Source organism: Streptomyces sp. NPDC024555, from assembly GCF_055559335.1.
Window position 1 is genome coordinate 148,946 of the sequence record NZ_JBVHKV010000009.1, and the last position, 18,462, is coordinate 167,407.

Below are 18,462 nucleotides of genomic sequence, written 5' to 3' on the forward strand. Positions count from 1 at the left end.
CATGGCATCCGCATTCGAGTACGCACCGGCACCGGAGTCCCGCTCCGTCGTCGACATCGCCCCCTCGTACGGCCTGTTCATCGACGGTGAGTTCACCGACGCGGCCGACGGCAGGGTCTTCAAGACGGTCAGCCCGTCCTCCGAGGAGGTGCTGTCCGAGGTCGCCCGCGCGGGGGCCGAGGACGTGGACCGCGCCGTGAAGGCGGCCCGCAAGGCGTTCGAGAAGTGGTCGGCGCTGCCCGGCTCCGAGCGCGCCAAGTACCTGTTCCGGATCGCCCGGATCATCCAGGAGCGCTCCCGCGAACTGGCCGTCCTGGAGACCCTGGACAACGGCAAGCCGATCAAGGAGACCCGCGACGCGGACCTCCCCCTGGTCGCCGCGCACTTCTTCTACTACGCGGGCTGGGCCGACAAGCTGGACCACGCGGGCTACGGCCCGAACCCGCGCCCGCTGGGCGTGGCCGGGCAGGTCATCCCGTGGAACTTCCCGCTGCTGATGCTCGCGTGGAAGATCGCCCCGGCGCTCGCCACGGGCAACACGGTGGTCCTCAAGCCCGCCGAGACGACCCCGCTCTCCGCCCTGTTCTTCGCGGACATCTGCCGCCAGGCCGGGCTGCCCAAGGGCGTCGTCAACATCCTCACCGGGTACGGCGACGCGGGCCAGGCACTCGTGGAGCACGGGGACGTGAACAAGGTCGCCTTCACCGGCTCGACCGCCGTCGGCAAGGCCATCGCCCGCCAGGTCGCGGGGACCGACAAGAAGGTCACCCTGGAGCTGGGCGGCAAGGGCGCCAACATCGTCTTCGACGACGCCCCGATCGACCAGGCCGTCGAGGGCATCGTCACCGGCATCTTCTTCAACCAGGGCCAGGTCTGCTGCGCCGGCTCCCGCCTCCTGGTCCAGGAGTCGGTCGAGGAGGAGCTGCTGGACGCCCTGAAGCGCCGGCTCTCCACGCTGCGCCTCGGCGACCCGCTGGACAAGAACACCGACATCGGCGCGATCAACTCCGCGGAGCAGCTCGCCCGGATCACCGCGCTCGCCGAGACCGGCGAGGCCGAGGGCGCGGACCGCTGGTCTGCCCCCTGCGAACTGCCCTCGGCGGGCTACTGGTTCGCCCCGACGCTCTTCACGAACGTCACCCAGGCCCACACCATCGCCCGCGACGAGATCTTCGGCCCGGTGCTCTCCGTGCTGTCGTTCCGCACACCGGACGAGGCGGTCGCCAAGGCCAACAACAGCCAGTACGGCCTGTCGGCCGGCATCTGGACGGAGAAGGGCTCCCGCATCCTCGCGGTGGCCAACCGGCTCCGGGCGGGCGTCGTCTGGGCCAACACGTTCAACAAGTTCGACCCGACCTCGCCGTTCGGCGGCTACAAGGAGTCGGGCCACGGCCGCGAAGGCGGCCGCCACGGCCTGGAGGCGTACCTCGATGTCCGATGACCGACTGAGCGTCTTCAAGACCTACAAGCTGTACGTCGGGGGCAAGTTCCCCCGCTCCGAGAGCGGCCGGGTGTACGAGGTGACGGACTCCAAGGGCCGGTGGCTGGCGAACGCCCCGCAGTCCTCCCGCAAGGACGCGCGCGACGCGGTCGTGGCCGCCCGCAAGGCGTTCGGCGGCTGGTCGGGCGCGACCGCGTACAACCGCGGCCAGGTCCTCTACCGCGTCGCGGAGATGCTGGAGGGCCGCCGGGACCAGTTCGTCCGCGAGGTGGCGGACGCCGAGGGCCTGTCGAAGTCCAAGACGGCGGCCGTGGTCGACACGGCCGTCGACCGCTGGGTCTGGTACGCGGGCTGGACCGACAAGATCGCCCAGGTCGTGGGCGGGGCGAACCCGGTCGCGGGCCCGTACTTCAACCTCTCGACGCCCGAACCGACCGGTGTCGTGGCGGTCCTGGCCCCGCAGAAGTCCTCGTTCCTGGGCCTGGTCTCGGTGCTGGCCCCGGTGATCGCCACCGGCAACACGGCGGTCGTCGTCGCCTCGGAGCACGCCCCGCTCCCCGCGCTGTCCCTGGCCGAGGTGCTGGCCACCTCGGACGTCCCGGGCGGCGTCGTCAACATCCTGTCCGGCCGCACGGCGGAGATCGCCACGCCCCTGGCCTCGCACCAGGACGTCAACGGCATCGACCTCACCGGGGCCGGCGCGGAGCTGGCCAAGGAGCTGGAGGTCGCGGCGGCGGACAACCTCAAGCGCGTCCGGCGTCCACAGGCTGTGGACGCCGACGCGGAGCCCGACTGGTCCGAGGACCCCGGCACACACCGCCTGACCGCGTTCCTGGAGACCAAGACCGTCTGGCACCCCACGGGCGCGCTGGGCGTCTCGGGCTCCTCGTACTGACGCGCCCCGACTCACGTACGAGGGCACGCCGGCTCGTACGGGGGCGGGCGCGCGAAGGGCGCGGACCGGGCACCCGGGAGATCCGGGGCCCGGCCCGCGCCCTCGCGTGCGTCAGCCGTGCAGCAGCCCGGTGACCTGGCCGACGACCGGCAGGTCCTTGAGCGCGCCGCCGCTGGTGAGCGGGTCGGTGACCAGGGCCGTGGAGACCGGCTTGAAGTCGGCGACCTGGGTGCCGACCCCGTTGTCCAGCGGGTCCACGCCGGTGCCGGCCAGCGGGTCGAGCCGGAGGTGGGTCACCGGGGCGAGGCCGTTGCCCACCGCGCTGCCGAGGGCACCGGTGACCGCGCCGCCGGCCGCCTCGGTGGCGTCGCCGATGCTGGTGTCGGTGCCCGTCGCCTGGACGAGGGGCAGCGGCGCCGCCTGGGCCGCCGCACCCCCCGCGCCGAGCGCGGCGCCGACCGCGGTGACGGTCAGGCCCGCGCGCAGCAGCGTGCGGCGCCGGGAGGTGAATCGTGCGTGACGTGCCATGGGGTTCCCACCTGGTCGGGTCGATCGAACCGTCGATCGAATCGGGTAATCGACTGAATGCGTAGCGTAGTTGAGGTGTGATGCTGGATACCAACAAGACCTCCGGGGGATCCCCTGTGCGGGTCAATGCCTCACACTCGTGTTCTGTGAGTTCCCAAGCGATTTCGAGCCGTGTCGTCCTGCTGGCGGGCCCCTCCGGTTCCGGCAAGTCCTCCCTCGCCGCGCGCACCGGCCTTCCGGTGCTGCGGCTGGACGACTTCTACAAGGAGGCGGGCGACCCCACGCTGCCCCTGGTCACCGGCTCCCAGGACATCGACTGGGACTCTCCCGACTCCTGGGACGCGGACGCCGCCGTCGCCGCGATCGAGGAGCTGTGCCGCACGGGGCACACGGACGTCCCGGTGTACGACATCGCCACCAGCTCGCGCACCGGCCACGAGGGCTTCCACATCGAGCGCACCCCGCTCTTCGTCGCCGAGGGGATCTTCGCCGCGGACATCGTCGGGCGGTGCCAGTCGCTGGGCCTCCTCGCCGACGCGCTGTGCCTGCGCGGCCGCCCCTCGACGACGTTCCGTCGCCGGCTCCTGCGCGATCTGCGCGAGGGCCGCAAGTCGGTGCCGTTCCTGCTGCGGCGGGGCTGGCGGCTGATGCGCAGCGAGCGCCGGATCGTGGCGCGCCAGGCCGGGCTGGGCGCGTACCCCTGCGGCAAGGACGAGGCCCTGGGCCGCCTGGCCGCCGCGGCGGCGGGCCGCTGCCGGACCCCCGCGACGGCGAGCGCGGCCGTGCCCGCGACCGCGGAGCCGTCCGGCCCCGACGCCGGCTAGGGCCCCGGAACCCGGCCCCCGGGCACGCCAAAGGGTCGGACAAGACCCCCCGGCCCGTCCGACCCTTCGGCTTTCCCCGTGTTCCCCCGTGCACCGCCGCTTCCCCCGAAGCGGCGATCACGTTCCCCCGTGGTCCCCCCTCTTTTCCCCCGATACCCCCGTATCCCCGTACCCCGCGGGCCCCCGGACTCCCCCGAGCCCTTCCCGCGGGTTTCCCCCAGCCTCAGGCCACCAGCTCGCCGAAGGACTCCTCCTCGTCACGGCCGAAGCTGAGGACCTCGTCCTCGCGCAGCCGGCGCAGGGACCGCCAGATGCTCGACTTCACCGTGCCGACACTGATGTCGAGGATGGACGCGATCTCCGGGTCCGTACGGCCCTCGTAGTACCGCAGGACGAGCATCGTGCGCTGCAGCTCGGGGAGGCGCGCCAGCGCCTGCCAGAGCACGGCGCGCAGCTCCGTACCGCGCATCGCGTCCGTGTCGCCCGCCGTCTCCGGCAGCTCCTCGGTCGGGTACTCGTTCAGCTTGCGCCTGCGCCAGGCGCTGATGTGCAGATTGGTCATGGTGCGGCGCAGATAGCCGCCGACCGCCGCCTTGTCGCTGATCCGGTCCCAGGCCCGGTACGTCGAGAACAGCGCGCTCTGCAGCAGGTCCTCGGCCTCGAACCGGTCACCGGTCAGGTGGTAGGCGGTGGCGTACAGGGAGGCACGGCGCTCCCGGACATAGGCCGTGAACGCCGCTTCGGCGTCCTCGGTCCGCGCCGGGACCTTCCGCTCCCCCGAGCCCTCCCCGTACGCGCTTCCCCCGTCGCCGGCGTCGACCACCGTCATGAACGCCGAATGCGGACGCCTCGCGGCGCGCTCGCACCCCCGCCCGTTCAGTGCCGGGCCGGACTTCTCGGTGCTCCGCCCGACGTCGTGGAGACGCGTGACGACTGCGCTTGCGGTGATGCTGTGAGTTGCGTTCATCTCGCGCCCCCCATCGGTGGAGTCCGTCCGTTCCTTGTGCCACCGAGCTTGCCGGGGCGATTTCATGGCGCTGTCCGCCGACTGTCACAGACCTGTCACAGGCCCCCTGCGCGAAGGTGATCAAGAAGCACGGAAGGTGCACGAAGGGTGCGCGGACGGTGCGCGGAGCGTACGCATGAGGGGTGTGGGACGCGTGGGAACGGGGTGCGGGACGCAAGAGAGGGGACCAACTGTCGAACTGGGGCACCCCCATGGGTCAGAATGACCAGCGTGCCTTTCCTGTTGCTGATCGAGGACGACGACGCCATCCGCACGGCCCTCGAACTCTCGCTGTCACGCCAGGGCCACCGTGTGGCCACCGCGGCGACGGGAGAGGACGGCCTGAACCTGCTCCGTGAGCAGCGGCCCGACCTGGTCGTGCTGGATGTGATGCTGCCCGGGATCGACGGTTTCGAGGTGTGCCGGCGCATCCGGCGCACCGACCAGCTGCCGATCATCCTGCTGACCGCGCGGAGCGACGACATCGACGTCGTGGTCGGTCTGGAGTCGGGGGCCGACGACTACGTGGTGAAACCCGTGCAGGGCCGGGTGCTCGACGCCCGGATCCGCGCGGTGCTGCGCCGCGGCGAGCGGGAGTCGACCGATTCGGCGACCTTCGGCAACGTGGTGATCGACCGGTCCGCGATGACCGTCACCAAGAACGGCGAGGACCTGCAGCTCACGCCGACCGAGCTGCGGCTGCTGCTGGAGCTGAGCCGCCGGCCCGGCCAGGCGCTGTCCCGGCAGCAACTGCTGCGGCTGGTCTGGGAGCACGACTACCTCGGCGACTCCCGGCTGGTGGACGCCTGTGTGCAGCGGCTGCGCGCCAAGGTGGAGGACGTACCGTCCTCGCCGACCCTGATCCGTACGGTGCGGGGCGTCGGATACCGGCTGGACTCGCCGCAGTGAGTACCGCGGTGAAGCGGGGCCTGCTCAGCGGGCTCCGCTGGACCAGCCTGCGGCTGCGGCTCGTCATCGTCTTCGCGCTGGTCGCGCTCACCGCCGCGGTCTCGGCCTCCGCGATCGCGTACTGGCTGAACCGCGAGGCGGTGCTGACGCGTACGCAGGACGCGGCGCTCGGCGACTTCCGCCAGGAGATGCAGACCCGGGCGGCGTCGCTGCCGCTGAAGCCCTCGCGGGACGACCTCCAGACGGCCGCCGTGCAGATGGCGAGCAGCAGCCCCGGCTACAGCGTCCTGCTGATAGACGAGCGCGATCCGGGGAAGCCCATCGTCGGCAACTCCGACCTGGACACCTTCACGCGCGACAACGTGCCGGAGTCGCTGCAGGAGCAGGTGGACCGCAAGCAGCCGGTGAAGGCGGGCAACAAGTACCAGTACCACCTGTTCTGGCAGCGGACCTCGATCCGCGGTACGCCGTACCTGGTCGCCGGTACGAAGATCATCGGCGGCGGCCCGACCGGCTACATGCTCAAATCACTGGACCAGGAGCGGCAGGACCTCAACTCGCTGGCCTGGTCGCTGGGGATCGCCACGGCGCTGGCCCTGGTGGGCTCCGCGCTGCTCGCGCAGGCGGCGGCGACGACGGTGCTGCGGCCCGTGCAGCGGCTCGGCGAGGCCGCGCGCAAGCTCGGCGAGGGCAAGCTGGACACCCGTCTCGTGGTCTCCGGCACGGACGAACTGGCCGAGCTGTCCAGGACGTTCAACCGCACGGCCGGTTCGCTGGAGAAGAAGGTCGCGGACATGAGCGCGCGGGAGGAGTCCAGCCGCCGTTTCGTCGCCGACATGTCGCACGAGCTGCGCACCCCGCTGACCGCGCTCACCGCGGTCACCGAGGTGCTGGAGGACGAGGCGGACAGCCTCGACCCGATGATCGCGCCCGCCGTGAACCTGGTGGTCAGCGAGACCCGGCGGCTGAACGACCTGGTGGAGAACCTGATGGAGGTGACCCGTTTCGACGCGGGCACCGCCCGGCTGGTGCTCGACACGGTCGACGTGGCCGACCAGGTGACGGCGTGCATCGACGCCCGTGCCTGGCTGGACGCGGTGGACCTGGACGCCGAGCGCGGCATGATGGTCCGCCTCGATCCGCGCCGGCTCGACGTGATCCTGGCCAATCTGATCGGCAACGCGCTGAAGCACGGCGGTTCGCCGGTACGGGTCGCGGTGCGCACCGAGGGCGACGACCTCGTCATCGAGGTCCGCGACCACGGTCCGGGCATCCCCGAGGACGTCCTGCCGCACGTCTTCGACCGTTTCTACAAGGCCAGCGCCTCCCGGCCGCGTTCCGACGGCAGCGGCCTCGGCCTCTCCATCGCCATGGAGAACGCGCACATCCACGGCGGCGACATCACCGCGGCGAACTCCCCGGACGGCGACGGCGCGGTGTTCGTCCTGCGGCTGCCGCGCGACGCCGAGGCGCTGAACCGCACCGGCGAGGAGCACGGGACGCGGCTCCCGGACCAGGAGGACGACGCCTCGTGACGCCCAGCAACCGCCGGGGCGCCCGCCCCGCCGCCGCCCTCGCCGCCGCCGTGCTCTGCGCGGCCCTGGCGGCGGGCTGCGGGATCCGCACCACCTCGGTCCCGGTCGACGCCGGACCGGCCCCGTCCCGGGTGCCGTGCGCGATGCCCGCGGAGGACATATCCGCCCAGGCCCAGCAGGGCATCCCGGTCCAGGTCTATCTGGTCTGCGCGGGCGAACTGGTCGCGGTGGACCGCACCGTACGGGTCCAGGAGTCCACCTCGGACCGGCTCAGGATCGCCCGCGCCCTGCTGGACGAGGTGCGGCGGGAACCGCCGGAGACCGAGCGGCTGGCGGGCTTCTCCACCCGGGTCCCGGCGGCGCTGCGGGTCTCGGGCCCCGGACGGGGCGACGCCCCGGACACCCTCCGGCTGAGCGAACAGCCCGAGGACCTCGTGCCGGAGGCGCTGGCCCAGCTCGTCTGCACCTTCGCGGACAGCGATGCGCTGTCCCCCGAGAACACGGTGACGCTCGGCGGCCCGGGGACGTACCCGCCGCGCGGCTACCTCTGCACCGCGGAGACGAAGGCCAGCCCCGAGGCCGTGCCGACGCTGGACTCGACACCCCGGCCGTGACCGCCGCCGGGGCGGCCCGGTGCCCGCCCCACGCGGGCCGGGCCGCCGCTTCCGCCGGGTGAGCCAGGTCTCCCCGGGACGAGCGGAACCGATCCTGCCGCCCGCGGCGTCTTGGGGATCGTGCGTCAAGGTTCGGACGGCCAAGCCGTCATCCGCTTCCGCGCGGCCGGGGTCTCGCTCCTCCTCGCGTATCTGCTGCTCGTCGGGTGGCTGACCCTGCGCCCGCTGGACGTGCCGTGGATGACCGCATCCAATCTCCAGCCCTTCGCCGGTATCAAGGCCGATCTCTCGCTCGGCCCCGCGGCGGCGGCCCGCCGCATCGGCAAGGAACTCCTGCTGCTGGCCCCGCTGGGCGTGCTGCTGCCGCTGGCCGGGGGCCGGCTCACCGTCCCGGCGTGGTCCTCGCTGGCCCGTACGGTCGCGGCCGGCGCGCTGATCTCGCTGGCGATCGAGCTGGGCCAGACCGGGGTGCCGGGCCAGGTCGTCGACGTGGACTCGCTGCTCCTGAACACCGTGGGCGTCGGGCTCGCCCATGTCCTCGTCGTCCCGGCCTGGCGGGCCCGGCTGCGGCGCCGCACCGCGCGGCGGATCCGTCCGCTGCCCCGGATCGACCCCGAGCAGCCCCGGGAGTCCCGGGGCCCTCAGGGATCCACCCCGACGATTTCCAGGGTCGGCATCGCCCCGTAGAGCGACGCCCCCGGGCGGGGGCGCGGGCCATCCTGGATACATCGGGAGCACAACGGAACGCTCCCCGGACGGTTCGCGAAGGAGCCCACCATGGCCGGACTTGCCCGCCCCCGTGACGGACGGATGCTCGGCGGAGTGTGCGCGGCGCTGGCACGGCGCTTCGGCACCTCCGCGCGGACGATGCGTCTGATCTTCCTGGTCTCGTGCCTGCTGCCGGGCCCGCAGTTCCTGCTCTACCTGGCGCTGTGGGTGCTGCTCCCCGAGGAGAAGACGTCGGGAACGACGGCGGCCGCCTGGTAGGAGGGCCGCCCGTCGCATGACACGCCTGTGGGCGGACCCCGAACCGGGGTCCGCCCACAGGCGTGTGGAGCGACGGGCCGGGGCTCAGCGGCCGAGCGGCAGCCCGTTGACCCCGAGGCCGCTGGTGTTGGCCCCGCCGGCGGGCAGACCGCCGAGGAGACCCTTGGCCGGGGCGGTGGCCTCGCCGAGGACCTTCGTCTGGCTGGTGCCGAGGAGGTCGGTGGCGGTGTCCTGGACGGCCTTCGTGGAGGCGCCGTCCGACACCAGGGAGCCGGCGACGGGCAGGACGCCGGTGGCGGTCTCCAGCGGGAGGGCGGCGGCGGAGGCGGTACCGGCGGCGGCAGCGGCGAACGCGGCACCGAGAACGGCGACACCGAGCGTCCGGGCGGAAGACTTCTTCATAGGAATGCGTCCTTGGGGAGGGGGGATGGGAGCGGCTCTGCAACGTAGCCAGCCCGCACCTCCTCCCGCAAACATCCCGTGACACGCGGAAAAGCGGCTGGAGGGGGAATTCCCAGCCGCTTTCCGTCCGCTCCGTCAGGCGCCCGCGGAGGAGGACACGCTGGTCGCGGCGGTCTGCTCGAAGAGCCATTCGGATTTCAGCTCGGCGTAGCCCGGCTTGATGACGTCGTTGATCATCGCGAGACGTTCATCGAAAGGAATGAATGCCGACTTCATCGCATTGACGGTGAACCACTGCATGTCGTCGAGCGTGTATCCGAAGGTCTCGGTCAGTTTCTCGAATTCGCGGCTCATGCTGGTCCCGCTCATGAGCCGGTTGTCCGTATTCACCGTGGCGCGGAAATGCAGCTTCCGCAGCAGCCCGATCGGATGCTCGGCGTACGAGGCGGCGGCCCCGGTCTGGAGGTTGGAGGTCGGGCAGAGCTCCAGCGGGATGCGCTTGTCCCGTACGTACGAGGCGAGGCGGCCCAGCTTCACACCGCCGTCCTCCGCGACCTCGATGTCGTCGATGATGCGGACGCCGTGGCCGAGCCGGTCGGCGCCGCACCACTGGATGGCCTGCCAGATGGAGGGCAGTCCGAAGGCCTCACCGGCGTGGATGGTGAAGTGGTTGTTCTCGCGCTTGAGGTACTCGAAGGCGTCGAGGTGGCGGGTGGGAGGGAAGCCGGCCTCGGCGCCCGCGATGTCGAAGCCGACGACGCCCTGGTCGCGGTAGCGGTTGGCGAGTTCGGCGATCTCCAGCGAGCGGGCGGCGTGCCGCATCGCGGTGAGCAGGGCGCCGACGCGGATGCGGTGCCCGTCCCGGCGGGCCCTCCGCTCCCCTTCCCGGAAGCCCTCGTTGACGGCCTCGACGACCTCTTCGAGGGTGAGTCCGGCCTCCAGGTGCTGCTCGGGGGCGTACCGGATCTCGGCGTAGACGACCCCGTCGGCGGCCAGGTCCTCGGCGCACTCGGCGGCGACCCGGACGAGCGCGTCACGGGTCTGCATGACGGCACAGGTGTGGGCGAACGTCTCCAGATACCGCTCCAGCGAACCGGAGTCGGCGGCCTCGCGGAACCAGATCCCGAGCTTGTCGGGGTCGGTCTCGGGAAGTCCGTCGAATCCGCTCGCGGCGGCGAGTTCGACGATCGTCCCGGGGCGCAGTCCGCCGTCGAGGTGGTCGTGGAGAAGGACCTTGGGGGCACGCCGGATCTGATCCTGGCCGGGCACATGGAGGGTCGGGCTCATCATCCACGCACTCTAGCGCCTACGCGCGTAGAGCGCTGCGGGGCACGGCTCGCCGATACGTAACAGAGACCGCGAATACGGGTGGCGTACACCTGCCCTTCTGACACTGTTACGTCATGGCACAGCGCGCACTCCCCCTGCCTGCTGCGAGGCTGGGACGGGCCGTCACGGCGGCCGGAGCATCAACAGCGGTCAGCGGCGTGGTCCTGCTGCTCCCGGACGGCGAGCCGTACTCGTACCGCCGCCCCTCCCCCTTCTCCTACGCCTTCCAGCTCCCGCTGGCCCGCGCCCTGGCCCGCGCGGGACAGGCGGACGGCCTCGCCGCCCACGTCGTCCACTACCGCTGCCGCGGCTGGAACACCACGGAGGCCCACCTCGCGGCCGATGCCGCCTGGGCCGTCGACGAGGTCGTCCGCCGCTACGGCGACGTCCCCGTCTGCCTGGCCGGGCACGGCATGGGCGGCCGTGCCGCCCTCCGCGCGGGCGGCCACGACGCCGTCGGCGCGGTCTTCGCCATGGCCCCCTGGTTCCCGGACGCCCCGGACGCCGAACCGGAACCCGTCAAACACCTCGTCGGCCGCCAGGTCCTCCTCGTCCACGGCACCAACGACCACCGCTCCGACCCCGAACTCTCCTTCCGCCTCGCCGAACGCGCCAAGAAGTCCAACCGCGACACCTGCCGCTTCGAGGTCCACTCCGACGGCCACTCCCTGCGCCAGCACCACGCCGAAGTCACCGCCCTCGCCACCGACTTCGTCCTCGGCGCCCTCTTCGGCCACACCTACGCCCGCCCGGTCGCCGACGCCCTGGCGGCCCCGCCGCCGCTCGGCCTGCGGATGCCGCTGGCGGCGGGGTTCGGGAAGTCGCTGCGGGGGTGAGCCGGGCGGCCCCGCGGCTCCGGGCCGGTTCCCCGCACGCGGGCCCTTCCCCGATTTGGGTCCCCGCGTGGGCCTTCGGACACTGTCGATGGGCCCCGATGCCCTCGTTACGTTCGTCCGGACCGGGCCGGCAGCCGACGGCTACCGGTACCCCCCGACGAACCATGACGAGGTGCGACGTGCGACGAAGAGGACTCCTGCATCCGGACGTACACGAAGGAAGGGGCCAGGCGGCGATCGAGTATCTGGCCCTGCTGATCCTGGTGGGCGCGGTGTCCGCCGCCCTGCTCGCCACCTCCACGGACGGCGCCGTCGCCGCGACCGCGCGGCAGCAGATCTGCCGCGTACTGGAACCGGCCGGCGCGGACTGCGGAGAAGACAACGCTGTCACCCCCGATGACAACGATGTCTCCGACGACGGGCAGCCCGACCCCGACTCCCTCCAGCCCGCGACGGCCCCCGGGCCGGGCCCCGTCGACATCCCCGGTACGTCCCCGGACGCCGCCTCGGGCGACCCGGCGGACGGTTCGCCGGACGACCCGGCGGACGGCCAGGAGGGGAACGCGCTGCCCAGTCTGTGCTTCGAGCCGAGGGAGCGGGCCTCGCACTCGTCGGTCTCCGTGCCCGGCAGCGGCACCGTGGGTACGGCGGCCGCGTGGGGCTACTCGTACCTGGTCAACTTCGTCATCGACAGGATCGACAACGAGAAGAACAAGGAGAAGCGGGTCAAGCTGGCGCTCGACGACCTGTCCTACTGCCTCCCCGACTACAACATCGTCATCGCCCAGCCGCACGAGGGCAATCTCCAGCAGATGGACGGTGCGGCGATGATCCAGACCGTCGAGATCAGCGGGACGACGTACCGCGTCTACGCCTTCAAGAAGGGGAAGTTCACCTGGGCGGACGACGCCGACCTCGGCTGGAAGAACCGCGCCTACAAGGGCGTGTTCGACGTCAGCGAGGACCACCGCACCGTCACGTTCCGCGAACCGCCGCGCCCGAAGCGGAAGAAGGACTGGAAGCCCGGCGACGAGGGCTGCCAGATCGAGGGCCAGGAGCCGCCCGACCGCAGCCGGTACTACAACACGTACTCCCCGCTGGACGACGAGGGCTCGACCCGGGCGGTCCGCATGCTCGTGAACGACATGCGGCGCTGCTACCCCGACTACAACGTGGTCGCGATGCACTCGGAGCAGTCCTCGCACTGGGTGACCGAACCGGACACGCTCGTCGACCACAGCAGGTACCGGCTGAACTCCGACGAGTACCACGCGGACGAGTCCGGGGACGACATCGCCGCGGGCCGCGCGGTGTTCGACGTCTACGTCTTCGACAAGGGCACGTTCAGGAACGACGGCGACGGCGGCTACACCAACTGGGCCTACTACGGCGAGGTCACCCGGGACGGCCCGGAGGCCGCCTTCGTCCAGCCGCACCCCGCCGACCTGGACGCCGACGCCCTGACCACCGGAACGGAATCGGTGAACTTCAACGACGGCGCGCCGAAGTACACGGACACGGACGCCGGCCCGTACCCCGGAACCGACTACACGGGCAAGGTGCCGGGCGGCGACGCCGAGCTGAACCAGTCGCTGATCGACGCGTACAGCCGCAGCTTCCCGGACACGAACATCATCGCGGTGAAGAACTTCGACGAGATGTCGTTCTCCGGGATCTCCGGCCTCGAACACCTCGCGGTGGTGGACGGCGTCGACATCTTCTCCGTCAAGGACGGAACCGTGATCAACAACGGGGACGGCGGATGGCAGAACTGGGGATTCGCCGGCGACTTCACCCGGGACGAGGGCGGAAAGGAGATCACCTTCCGGAGCCCGTGACCGTCCCGCGAGGGCCCTGGCGCCTCCCCGCCGGTCCTGGCGCGCCCCACCGACCCGGGCAGGGCAGGGCACGGGGCGGTCCGGGACCGGCCGAGAGGCCTCAGCGGGGCGCGGTCGGGTACCGGCGGGGCGTCGTGGCCGGGATGTCGCAGAGGACGCGGTGGACGTGGATCGTGATGCCGGGTCCGGAGGCTCCGGGGACGGCGTACGCGACGGCCTCCTCGTCGGTCATGGGCTCGTCGCAGCGGGCGCAGATCATCGGCGGTTCCTCCAGGCGCGGCCGAGGCCCACGGCGGTGACGCAGGCGGCGCCGGCGCGGCAGGTGGCGCAGGAGGTGGTGTGGGCCAGCCAGGCCCGGTACGCGGCGTCGGCGCGGGCGGCGCGGCAGCGGGCGCAGGGGCAGCCCTGGAAGGCGACGCGGGCTTCGGTGGTGGCCGGTGTCCCGGAACGCGGGGCTCTGGCGTCCCCGTCGCGAGACAACTCGTACTCGTTGATGGTCATCACGGGCTCGTCCCCCTGACACTCTCGTCGGCAGTGTTCCGACGGTAGGAGCGGGCGGGACGGGCGAGGGGCAGGAATCCTGCCCCTCGGCCAGGGGTTCGACGGGTTCCGGACAGCCCTTATGCCGCGAGGAGTCCCAACTGGTCGGCGAGGGCGGCGGCGCGGCGGCGGCGTACGGGGACGCGGGACTCCGTCTCCTCCAGCACGATCCGGCGGGCGTAGCCGTTGTAGCGGATGGTCTCCGGGGCGGCCTTGTAGGCGCGTTCCAGGGTGGCGAGCGCGGTCTCCGCCTGTCCGTCCAGGTGGTAGGCGCGGGCCTCCTCGATCCGGTGCCGGGCCAGCCTCGGCCGCGAGGGGATCGCGGTGCTGTCCGCGTCGACGGCCTGCCGTACGGACTCGCCTCCGGCGCGCAGTTCGACGGCCACGGTCACGGCGTGGGCCCCCATGATCGCGGTGGAGAAGGAGGTGATGGGGTGGTAGTAGCCGGGCGTCAGCCGCTTCGCGGTGGCGCGGGCCTTGTCCCACCAGCCCCAGGCCTCGCCCCGGGCCCCGCGCCGGGCGGCGGTGTACCCGGCCTCGAACTGCAGCGCCCCCGTGATCGCGGTCGTCCGGTCGTCGGCCTCCGGCAGGAACGGTTCGAGATGGGCGAGCGCGTCCCGCGTCAGGGCGTCGGCCGCGTCGAAGTGGTTGCTGCCCATGTCCCGGTGCGCCTGCGTGGCCAGCCAGGCCGCGACGCCGATGGCGTGCGGGTCCTCGGACTCCTGCGCGGCGACCATGCCCCGCTCGGCCACCCGCCACAGCAGCGCGCTGTCCGGCTGGTACGCCACGAAGAACTGCGCCAGCGAGTACACCTCCGACAGCACCGCCTGCGCCGCCCGCCTGTCCGTCGCCGATTCCGCCTGTCTGACGGCCAGTTGCGCGTCCCGGATCAGTCCCGGCAGCAGGTCGCCCAGCACCTCGCGGTGGTTCGGCGCCCGGTGCCGGGCCATCCACGCCTCGGCGAGCCGGGCCGCGAGTTGCGCGGCCGGCGGAGCCTGCCGCGTCCCGTCCGCCACGAGGACGTTCACCGCGTCCCGGACCGCCGGGAGCCGGGAGTGCCCGGGGCCGATGAACAGGTCGACGGAGTCCGAGAGATCCCCCGTCAGATCCGACAGCGCCCGCACCCGCAGCAGCTCCGCGATGCGCAGCACCATGGGCAGTTTCGGCATGCCGATCTGCCCCGTCTCCACCTGCTTCACCCACGACGGCGACATCCCCAGGAGCCCGGCCACGACCGGCCGCGACATCCCCCTCCTCGTACGCAGCATCTGCATGCGCTGTCCGAACGCGATCGGGTCGGCGTACGGATCCGGCGTGGCGTCACTCGTCATGGCCCTGCCCCTCTCTGTTCACCCGGCCCCCGTCGGAACTGCCAGAGTAGGGCTCGCCCCAGCGCCTTCGGGCGCCCTCGGACGATCCCGGCCCGCCGGGAACGGCCCGCCCCGGGCGGCGGAGCGGGCATGCGGCGGGGCCGTGCGATTCGCCGGAACGGGCGTCGTTCACATGATCGTTGACCACCCGTGGGGCGGGGCCGCCCCCGCCCCGGGACCGAGGTGCCCCCGCCGCCCCCTCACTCCGGCAGCAGATTCCCCCGCCGCGACAGCAGGAACTTCTTGAACGCCGCGACCGGGGGTGTGTCCGGGTGGCCGTCCAGCCAGGCGACGCCGATCTCGCGGGCGGCGCGGGGGGCCGTCACCGTGAGTTCGACGACGCCGGGGCGGGCGACGGCGGGGGGCGGGAGGAGGGCGACGCCGAGGCCGGCGGCGACCAGGCCGCGGAGGGTTTCGGCCTCCTCGCCCTCGAAGGCGACGCGGGGGGTGAAGCCGGCCTCGGCGCAGAGGTCGTCGGTGATGCGGCGGAGGCCGTAGCCGGGTTCGAGGGTGACGAAGGTTTCGTCGGCGGCCTCGGCGAGGCGGACGCGGCGGCGGCCGGCGAGGCGGTGGTCCTCGGGGACGACGAGGCGGAGGCGCTGTTCGTCGAGGCGGCGGGTGACGAGGTCGGGGGCGTCGGGGACCGGGGAGGTGAGGCAGAGGTCGAGGCCGCCGGCGCGGAGGCGTTCGATCATGGCCTCGCCGTAGTTCTGGACGAGCTGGAAGCGGACCCGGGGATGGTCGGCGCGGAAGGCGCGGATCAGGGCGGGGACGGTCTCGGAGCCCATGGTGTGCAGGAAGCCGAAGGCGACCCGGCCCGCGGTGGGGTCGGCGTCGGCCCGGACCGAGTCGGCGGCCTTCTCGACCTCCGCGAGAGCGCGCTCGGCCGAGCCCAGGAAGGTGCGGCCGGCGGGGGTGAGGGAGACGGTGCGGCCCCGGCGGGCGAACAGGGCCACGCCCAGGTCCTGTTCCAGCCGGACCATGGCCCGCGAGAGCGTCGACTGCGGGACGCCCAGCTCCTGCGCGGCGCGGGTGACGTGCTCGTGGCGGGCGACCGCCTCGAAGTAGGCGAGGCGCGGGGCGAGCACCGCGCGAATGTCTTCTTCGTAACTGCTTGGTGACAGCCGAGGCCGTGAGCTGTGCTGATGCGCCATGGGATGGATTATCGCGTGTTTGTGCATTGGACGCATGAGAGGAGGTCGTCCTACGTTCGTGGCATGCCTCCCGCCAGTACCGGGGCGTCCACCCTCACCGTGGCCGCCTCGACCCCGTCGTCCCCCGCCACCTCCGTCGCCCCCGCGCCGGCCGCCACCGCGGACCGGCTCGAACCCGGCCGCCCCGGCTACCGCCGGATGAGCTTCGCGCTCTTCGCCGCCGGTGTCGCGACGTTCGCACTCCTCTACTCCACCCAGGCGCTGCTGCCCGCCGTCTCCGCGTCCTTCGGCGCCACGGCCGGGCAGGCGAGCTGGACGGTCTCCGCCGCGACGGGCGCGCTGGCGCTGTGCGTGCTGCCGCTGAGCGCGCTCTCCGAGCGCTTCGGCCGGCGGCAGATGATGACCGGATCGCTGGTCGTCGCGGTGACGATCGGGCTGTTCGTGCCGTTCGCCCCCTCGCTGGGCTGGCTGATCGCGCTGCGCGCGGTCCAGGGCGCCGCCCTCGCCGGGCTCCCCGCCTCCGCGATGGCGTATCTGGCGGAGGAGGTCCGGCCGAAGGCGCTCGTCGCCGCGATCGGGCTGTTCGTGGCGGGCAACAGCATCGGCGGCATGAGCGGCCGCATCCTCACCGGCTGGATCGCCCAGCTCTGGGGCTGGCGCGCGGCCCTCGGCGCGGTCGGGCTGCTGGCCGTGGCCTGCGCGGTCGTCTTCCACTTCATGATCCCCCGGGCCCGGCACTTCACCCCCGGTTCGCTGAACCCCAAGGCCCTGGCGAAGACCGTGGGCGGCCACCTCGCCGATCCGCTGCTGCGGCGGCTGTACGCGATCGGCGCCCTGTTCATGACGGTGTTCGGCGCCGTGTACACGGTGATCGGCTACCGGCTGGTGGAGGCCCCGTTCGACCTCCCGCAGGGCATCGTCGGATCGATCTTCCTGGTCTATCTGGTCGGTACGGTCTCCTCCGCCGCCGCGGGCCGTCTCGTCGGCCGGCTGGGACGCCGGGGCGCGCTCTACCTCGCCGTCTCCACCACCGCCGCGGGCCTGCTCCTCTCGCTCGCCGACCAGCTGGCCGCCGTACTCCTCGGCCTGGTCCTGATCACGGCCGGCTTCTTCGCCGGGCACGCGGTCGCCTCCTCCTCGGTCAGCCGTACGGCCACCACCGGCCGCGCCCAGGCCTCGGCGCTGTACCAGTCCGCGTACTACCTCGGCTCCAGCGCGGGCGGCACCCTCGGCGCCGTCGCCTTCCACGCCGGCGGCTGGGCGGGCACGGTCGGCCTGGGACTGCTCGCGGTGCTCGGTGTCGTCTCGATCACGCTGTACGGGTCGCGCGCGGCGCGCACCGAACGGCTGCGGGCGGCGGCGCTCGTACCCGTACGGAACTGATGCCCGTACGGCCGCCCCGTACAGAACCGTGACATTCGGCGCACAACCTTCGACTCCCCGACGCGCGTCTAGCAGGCGGAATCACCGCACTGCGCGCGAAGGGGAGTTGGCGCATATGAGGGGCACGGGGAGCATGGGGCGCATACGGGGCTCGGCGGCACGGCGCGGGCTCGCGCTGGCCGTCGCCGGGCTGACCGCCGTACCGGCGTTCGTCCTGGGTACGGGCGGTACGGCCGAGGCCGCGTCCTGTACGACGTCGACGGGGCCGTACCAGAAGCAGGTGGAGAAGTACCTGCACCTGAAGGTGGACGGCCGGCAGTCGGCCGCCGACTGCAAGAAGATCCGCACGTTCCAGAGCACGTACGGGGTCACCCCGACGATCGGGTACGCGGGGCCGGTGACCTGGCGCACCATGCAGACGCTCACCGCGCAGAAGGCGGCCGGGAAGACGCCGAACAAGGCCGGGAAGTGCCCCACCAACAAGGGGCGCATCGCGTGCGTGGACCTGACCCGGCAGATCAGCTGGATCCAGGACGGCAAGAAGCTGAAGTTCGGGCCGGTGCCGGTGCGGACGGGGCGCGACGGGTACGAGACACGGACGGGCTCGAAGAAGATCTACTGGCGGCACAAGAACCACGTCTCGTCGCTGTACCACGTGGCGATGCCGTACTCCCAGTTCTTCGACGGGGGCCAGGCGTTCCACGCGGTCGGCGTGAAGATGTGGAACCCGCCGGGGTCGCACGGTTGCGTCAACATGCGCACCGCCGACGCGAAGACATACTGGAGCCTGTTGAGGAACGGCGACGACGTCTACGTGTACGGGCGCAAGCCCGGAACGTGATCGCTTCTGCTCTTCCCGCCCCGGCTGTCA

The 18,462-nt window shown here is 72.3% G+C and carries 20 protein-coding genes; 12 read left to right on the forward strand and 8 right to left on the reverse strand.

Features of this window, described 5'->3' with window-relative positions; genetic code table 11:
• Position 1: 1 nt before the first annotated feature.
• Positions 2 to 1,441: an aldehyde dehydrogenase family protein gene (locus ACZ4FH_RS17495; RefSeq protein WP_467305558.1), complete on the forward strand. Its 1,440-nt coding sequence runs from the start codon at positions 2 to 4 to the stop codon at positions 1,439 to 1,441.
• A complete protein-coding gene (locus ACZ4FH_RS17500) occupies positions 1,431 to 2,336 on the forward strand; it encodes an aldehyde dehydrogenase family protein (protein ID WP_467305560.1) in 906 nt (301 codons plus the stop codon). The genes ACZ4FH_RS17495 and ACZ4FH_RS17500 overlap by 11 nt, the downstream gene beginning before the upstream one ends.
• Before the next feature lie 111 nt (positions 2,337 to 2,447).
• Here the strand turns inward: ACZ4FH_RS17500 and ACZ4FH_RS17505 are convergent, their stop codons facing one another.
• Complete coding sequence (locus ACZ4FH_RS17505; RefSeq protein WP_383639518.1) at positions 2,448 to 2,864, reverse strand: hypothetical protein; 417 nt, start codon at positions 2,862 to 2,864, stop codon at positions 2,448 to 2,450.
• 182 nt (positions 2,865 to 3,046) lie between these two features.
• Between ACZ4FH_RS17505 and ACZ4FH_RS17510 the strand changes: the two genes are divergently transcribed.
• The gene (locus ACZ4FH_RS17510) at positions 3,047 to 3,688 is read left to right on the forward strand and encodes a uridine kinase family protein (protein ID WP_467305796.1); all 642 of its coding nucleotides are present in this window, start codon (positions 3,047 to 3,049) and stop codon (positions 3,686 to 3,688) included.
• 223 nt (positions 3,689 to 3,911) lie between these two features.
• On the opposite strand, the gene ACZ4FH_RS17515 is transcribed toward ACZ4FH_RS17510, so the two are convergent.
• Positions 3,912 to 4,655, reverse strand: coding sequence for a SigE family RNA polymerase sigma factor (locus ACZ4FH_RS17515; protein WP_467305562.1), 744 nt, complete (start codon positions 4,653 to 4,655; stop codon positions 3,912 to 3,914).
• A 270-nt stretch (positions 4,656 to 4,925) separates the two neighbouring features.
• Here ACZ4FH_RS17515 and afsQ1 point away from each other — a divergent pair, with 270 nt between their 5' ends.
• The 5 genes from afsQ1 (at position 4,926) to ACZ4FH_RS17540 (ending at position 8,739) form a co-directional block, all read left to right on the forward strand.
• The gene (afsQ1, locus tag ACZ4FH_RS17520; protein WP_026171255.1) at positions 4,926 to 5,603 is read left to right on the forward strand and encodes a two-component system response regulator AfsQ1; all 678 of its coding nucleotides are present in this window, start codon (positions 4,926 to 4,928) and stop codon (positions 5,601 to 5,603) included.
• A complete protein-coding gene (locus ACZ4FH_RS17525; protein WP_383639526.1) occupies positions 5,600 to 7,138 on the forward strand; it encodes an ATP-binding protein in 1,539 nt (512 codons plus the stop codon). Before afsQ1 ends, ACZ4FH_RS17525 begins: the two co-directional genes overlap by 4 nt.
• The gene (locus ACZ4FH_RS17530; protein ID WP_467305564.1) at positions 7,135 to 7,752 is read left to right on the forward strand and encodes a hypothetical protein; all 618 of its coding nucleotides are present in this window, start codon (positions 7,135 to 7,137) and stop codon (positions 7,750 to 7,752) included. The genes ACZ4FH_RS17525 and ACZ4FH_RS17530 overlap by 4 nt, the downstream gene beginning before the upstream one ends.
• A gap of 120 nt (positions 7,753 to 7,872) precedes the next feature.
• Positions 7,873 to 8,439, forward strand: coding sequence for a VanZ family protein (locus ACZ4FH_RS17535; RefSeq protein ID WP_383639532.1), 567 nt, complete (start codon positions 7,873 to 7,875; stop codon positions 8,437 to 8,439).
• A gap of 90 nt (positions 8,440 to 8,529) precedes the next feature.
• On the forward strand, positions 8,530 to 8,739 hold the full coding sequence (locus ACZ4FH_RS17540) for a PspC domain-containing protein (RefSeq protein WP_467305566.1): 210 nt from the start codon (positions 8,530 to 8,532) through the stop codon (positions 8,737 to 8,739).
• An 84-nt stretch (positions 8,740 to 8,823) separates the two neighbouring features.
• Here the strand turns inward: ACZ4FH_RS17540 and ACZ4FH_RS17545 are convergent, their stop codons facing one another.
• Together ACZ4FH_RS17545 and ACZ4FH_RS17550 are read right to left on the reverse strand one after the other, a co-directional pair.
• Positions 8,824 to 9,141: a hypothetical protein gene (locus ACZ4FH_RS17545; RefSeq protein ID WP_383639537.1), complete on the reverse strand. Its 318-nt coding sequence runs from the start codon at positions 9,139 to 9,141 to the stop codon at positions 8,824 to 8,826.
• A gap of 135 nt (positions 9,142 to 9,276) precedes the next feature.
• Complete coding sequence (locus ACZ4FH_RS17550) at positions 9,277 to 10,431, reverse strand: adenosine deaminase (protein WP_467305567.1); 1,155 nt, start codon at positions 10,429 to 10,431, stop codon at positions 9,277 to 9,279.
• Positions 10,432 to 10,544: 113 nt separating this feature from the next.
• Between ACZ4FH_RS17550 and ACZ4FH_RS17555 the strand changes: the two genes are divergently transcribed.
• Entirely contained in the window at positions 10,545 to 11,306 is a 762-nt protein-coding gene (locus ACZ4FH_RS17555) for an alpha/beta hydrolase (protein WP_467305569.1), read from the forward strand.
• A 179-nt stretch (positions 11,307 to 11,485) separates the two neighbouring features.
• Positions 11,486 to 13,144, forward strand: a complete 1,659-nt coding sequence (locus tag ACZ4FH_RS17560; protein WP_467305570.1) for a hypothetical protein — start codon at positions 11,486 to 11,488, stop codon at positions 13,142 to 13,144.
• A 100-nt stretch (positions 13,145 to 13,244) separates the two neighbouring features.
• Here the strand turns inward: ACZ4FH_RS17560 and ACZ4FH_RS17565 are convergent, their stop codons facing one another.
• The 4 genes from ACZ4FH_RS17565 to ACZ4FH_RS17580 all read right to left on the reverse strand — a co-directional run bounded on the left by ACZ4FH_RS17565 (position 13,245) and on the right by ACZ4FH_RS17580 (position 16,208).
• Positions 13,245 to 13,403, reverse strand: coding sequence for a hypothetical protein (locus tag ACZ4FH_RS17565; RefSeq protein ID WP_467305572.1), 159 nt, complete (start codon positions 13,401 to 13,403; stop codon positions 13,245 to 13,247).
• Entirely contained in the window at positions 13,400 to 13,645 is a 246-nt protein-coding gene (locus tag ACZ4FH_RS17570) for a hypothetical protein (protein WP_467305574.1), read from the reverse strand. The genes ACZ4FH_RS17565 and ACZ4FH_RS17570 overlap by 4 nt, the downstream gene beginning before the upstream one ends.
• Before the next feature lie 119 nt (positions 13,646 to 13,764).
• Positions 13,765 to 15,015: a helix-turn-helix domain-containing protein gene (locus tag ACZ4FH_RS17575; RefSeq protein WP_467305576.1), complete on the reverse strand. Its 1,251-nt coding sequence runs from the start codon at positions 15,013 to 15,015 to the stop codon at positions 13,765 to 13,767.
• A 239-nt stretch (positions 15,016 to 15,254) separates the two neighbouring features.
• A complete protein-coding gene (locus ACZ4FH_RS17580) occupies positions 15,255 to 16,208 on the reverse strand; it encodes a LysR family transcriptional regulator (protein WP_467305578.1) in 954 nt (317 codons plus the stop codon).
• Between the two features lie 63 nt (positions 16,209 to 16,271).
• Between ACZ4FH_RS17580 and ACZ4FH_RS17585 the strand changes: the two genes are divergently transcribed.
• Together ACZ4FH_RS17585 and ACZ4FH_RS17590 are read left to right on the forward strand one after the other, a co-directional pair.
• Positions 16,272 to 17,591 (forward strand): MFS transporter, encoded by a 1,320-nt coding sequence (locus tag ACZ4FH_RS17585; protein WP_467305580.1) that lies wholly within the window; start codon positions 16,272 to 16,274, stop codon positions 17,589 to 17,591.
• 133 nt (positions 17,592 to 17,724) lie between these two features.
• Positions 17,725 to 18,432 carry a L,D-transpeptidase family protein gene (locus ACZ4FH_RS17590; protein WP_467305582.1) on the forward strand — a complete coding sequence of 236 codons (708 nt, stop codon included), beginning with the start codon at positions 17,725 to 17,727 and terminating at the stop codon, positions 18,430 to 18,432.
• Positions 18,433 to 18,462 lie beyond the last annotated feature (30 nt).

Excerpts from the sequence above, each read along its gene's own strand:
- ACZ4FH_RS17545 (WP_383639537.1), bottom strand. The coding sequence starts at position 9,141 with ATGAAGAAGTCTTCCGCCCGGACGCTCGGTGTCGCCGTTCTCGGTGCC.
- ACZ4FH_RS17500 (WP_467305560.1), top strand. The coding sequence starts at position 1,431 with ATGTCCGATGACCGACTGAGCGTCTTCAAGACCTACAAGCTGTACGTC.
- ACZ4FH_RS17575 (WP_467305576.1), bottom strand. The coding sequence starts at position 15,015 with ATGACGAGTGACGCCACGCCGGATCCGTACGCCGACCCGATCGCGTTC.
- ACZ4FH_RS17505 (WP_383639518.1), bottom strand. The coding sequence starts at position 2,864 with ATGGCACGTCACGCACGATTCACCTCCCGGCGCCGCACGCTGCTGCGC.
- ACZ4FH_RS17515 (WP_467305562.1), bottom strand. The coding sequence starts at position 4,655 with ATGAACGCAACTCACAGCATCACCGCAAGCGCAGTCGTCACGCGTCTC.
- ACZ4FH_RS17555 (WP_467305569.1), top strand. The coding sequence starts at position 10,545 with ATGGCACAGCGCGCACTCCCCCTGCCTGCTGCGAGGCTGGGACGGGCC.
- ACZ4FH_RS17540 (WP_467305566.1), top strand. The coding sequence starts at position 8,530 with ATGGCCGGACTTGCCCGCCCCCGTGACGGACGGATGCTCGGCGGAGTG.
- ACZ4FH_RS17570 (WP_467305574.1), bottom strand. The coding sequence starts at position 13,645 with ATGACCATCAACGAGTACGAGTTGTCTCGCGACGGGGACGCCAGAGCC.
- ACZ4FH_RS17495 (WP_467305558.1), top strand. The coding sequence starts at position 2 with ATGGCATCCGCATTCGAGTACGCACCGGCACCGGAGTCCCGCTCCGTC.
- ACZ4FH_RS17590 (WP_467305582.1), top strand. The coding sequence starts at position 17,725 with ATGGGGCGCATACGGGGCTCGGCGGCACGGCGCGGGCTCGCGCTGGCC.
- ACZ4FH_RS17550 (WP_467305567.1), bottom strand. The coding sequence starts at position 10,431 with ATGATGAGCCCGACCCTCCATGTGCCCGGCCAGGATCAGATCCGGCGT.
- ACZ4FH_RS17565 (WP_467305572.1), bottom strand. The coding sequence starts at position 13,403 with ATGATCTGCGCCCGCTGCGACGAGCCCATGACCGACGAGGAGGCCGTC.
- ACZ4FH_RS17585 (WP_467305580.1), top strand. The coding sequence starts at position 16,272 with ATGCCTCCCGCCAGTACCGGGGCGTCCACCCTCACCGTGGCCGCCTCG.
- ACZ4FH_RS17580 (WP_467305578.1), bottom strand. The coding sequence starts at position 16,208 with ATGGCGCATCAGCACAGCTCACGGCCTCGGCTGTCACCAAGCAGTTAC.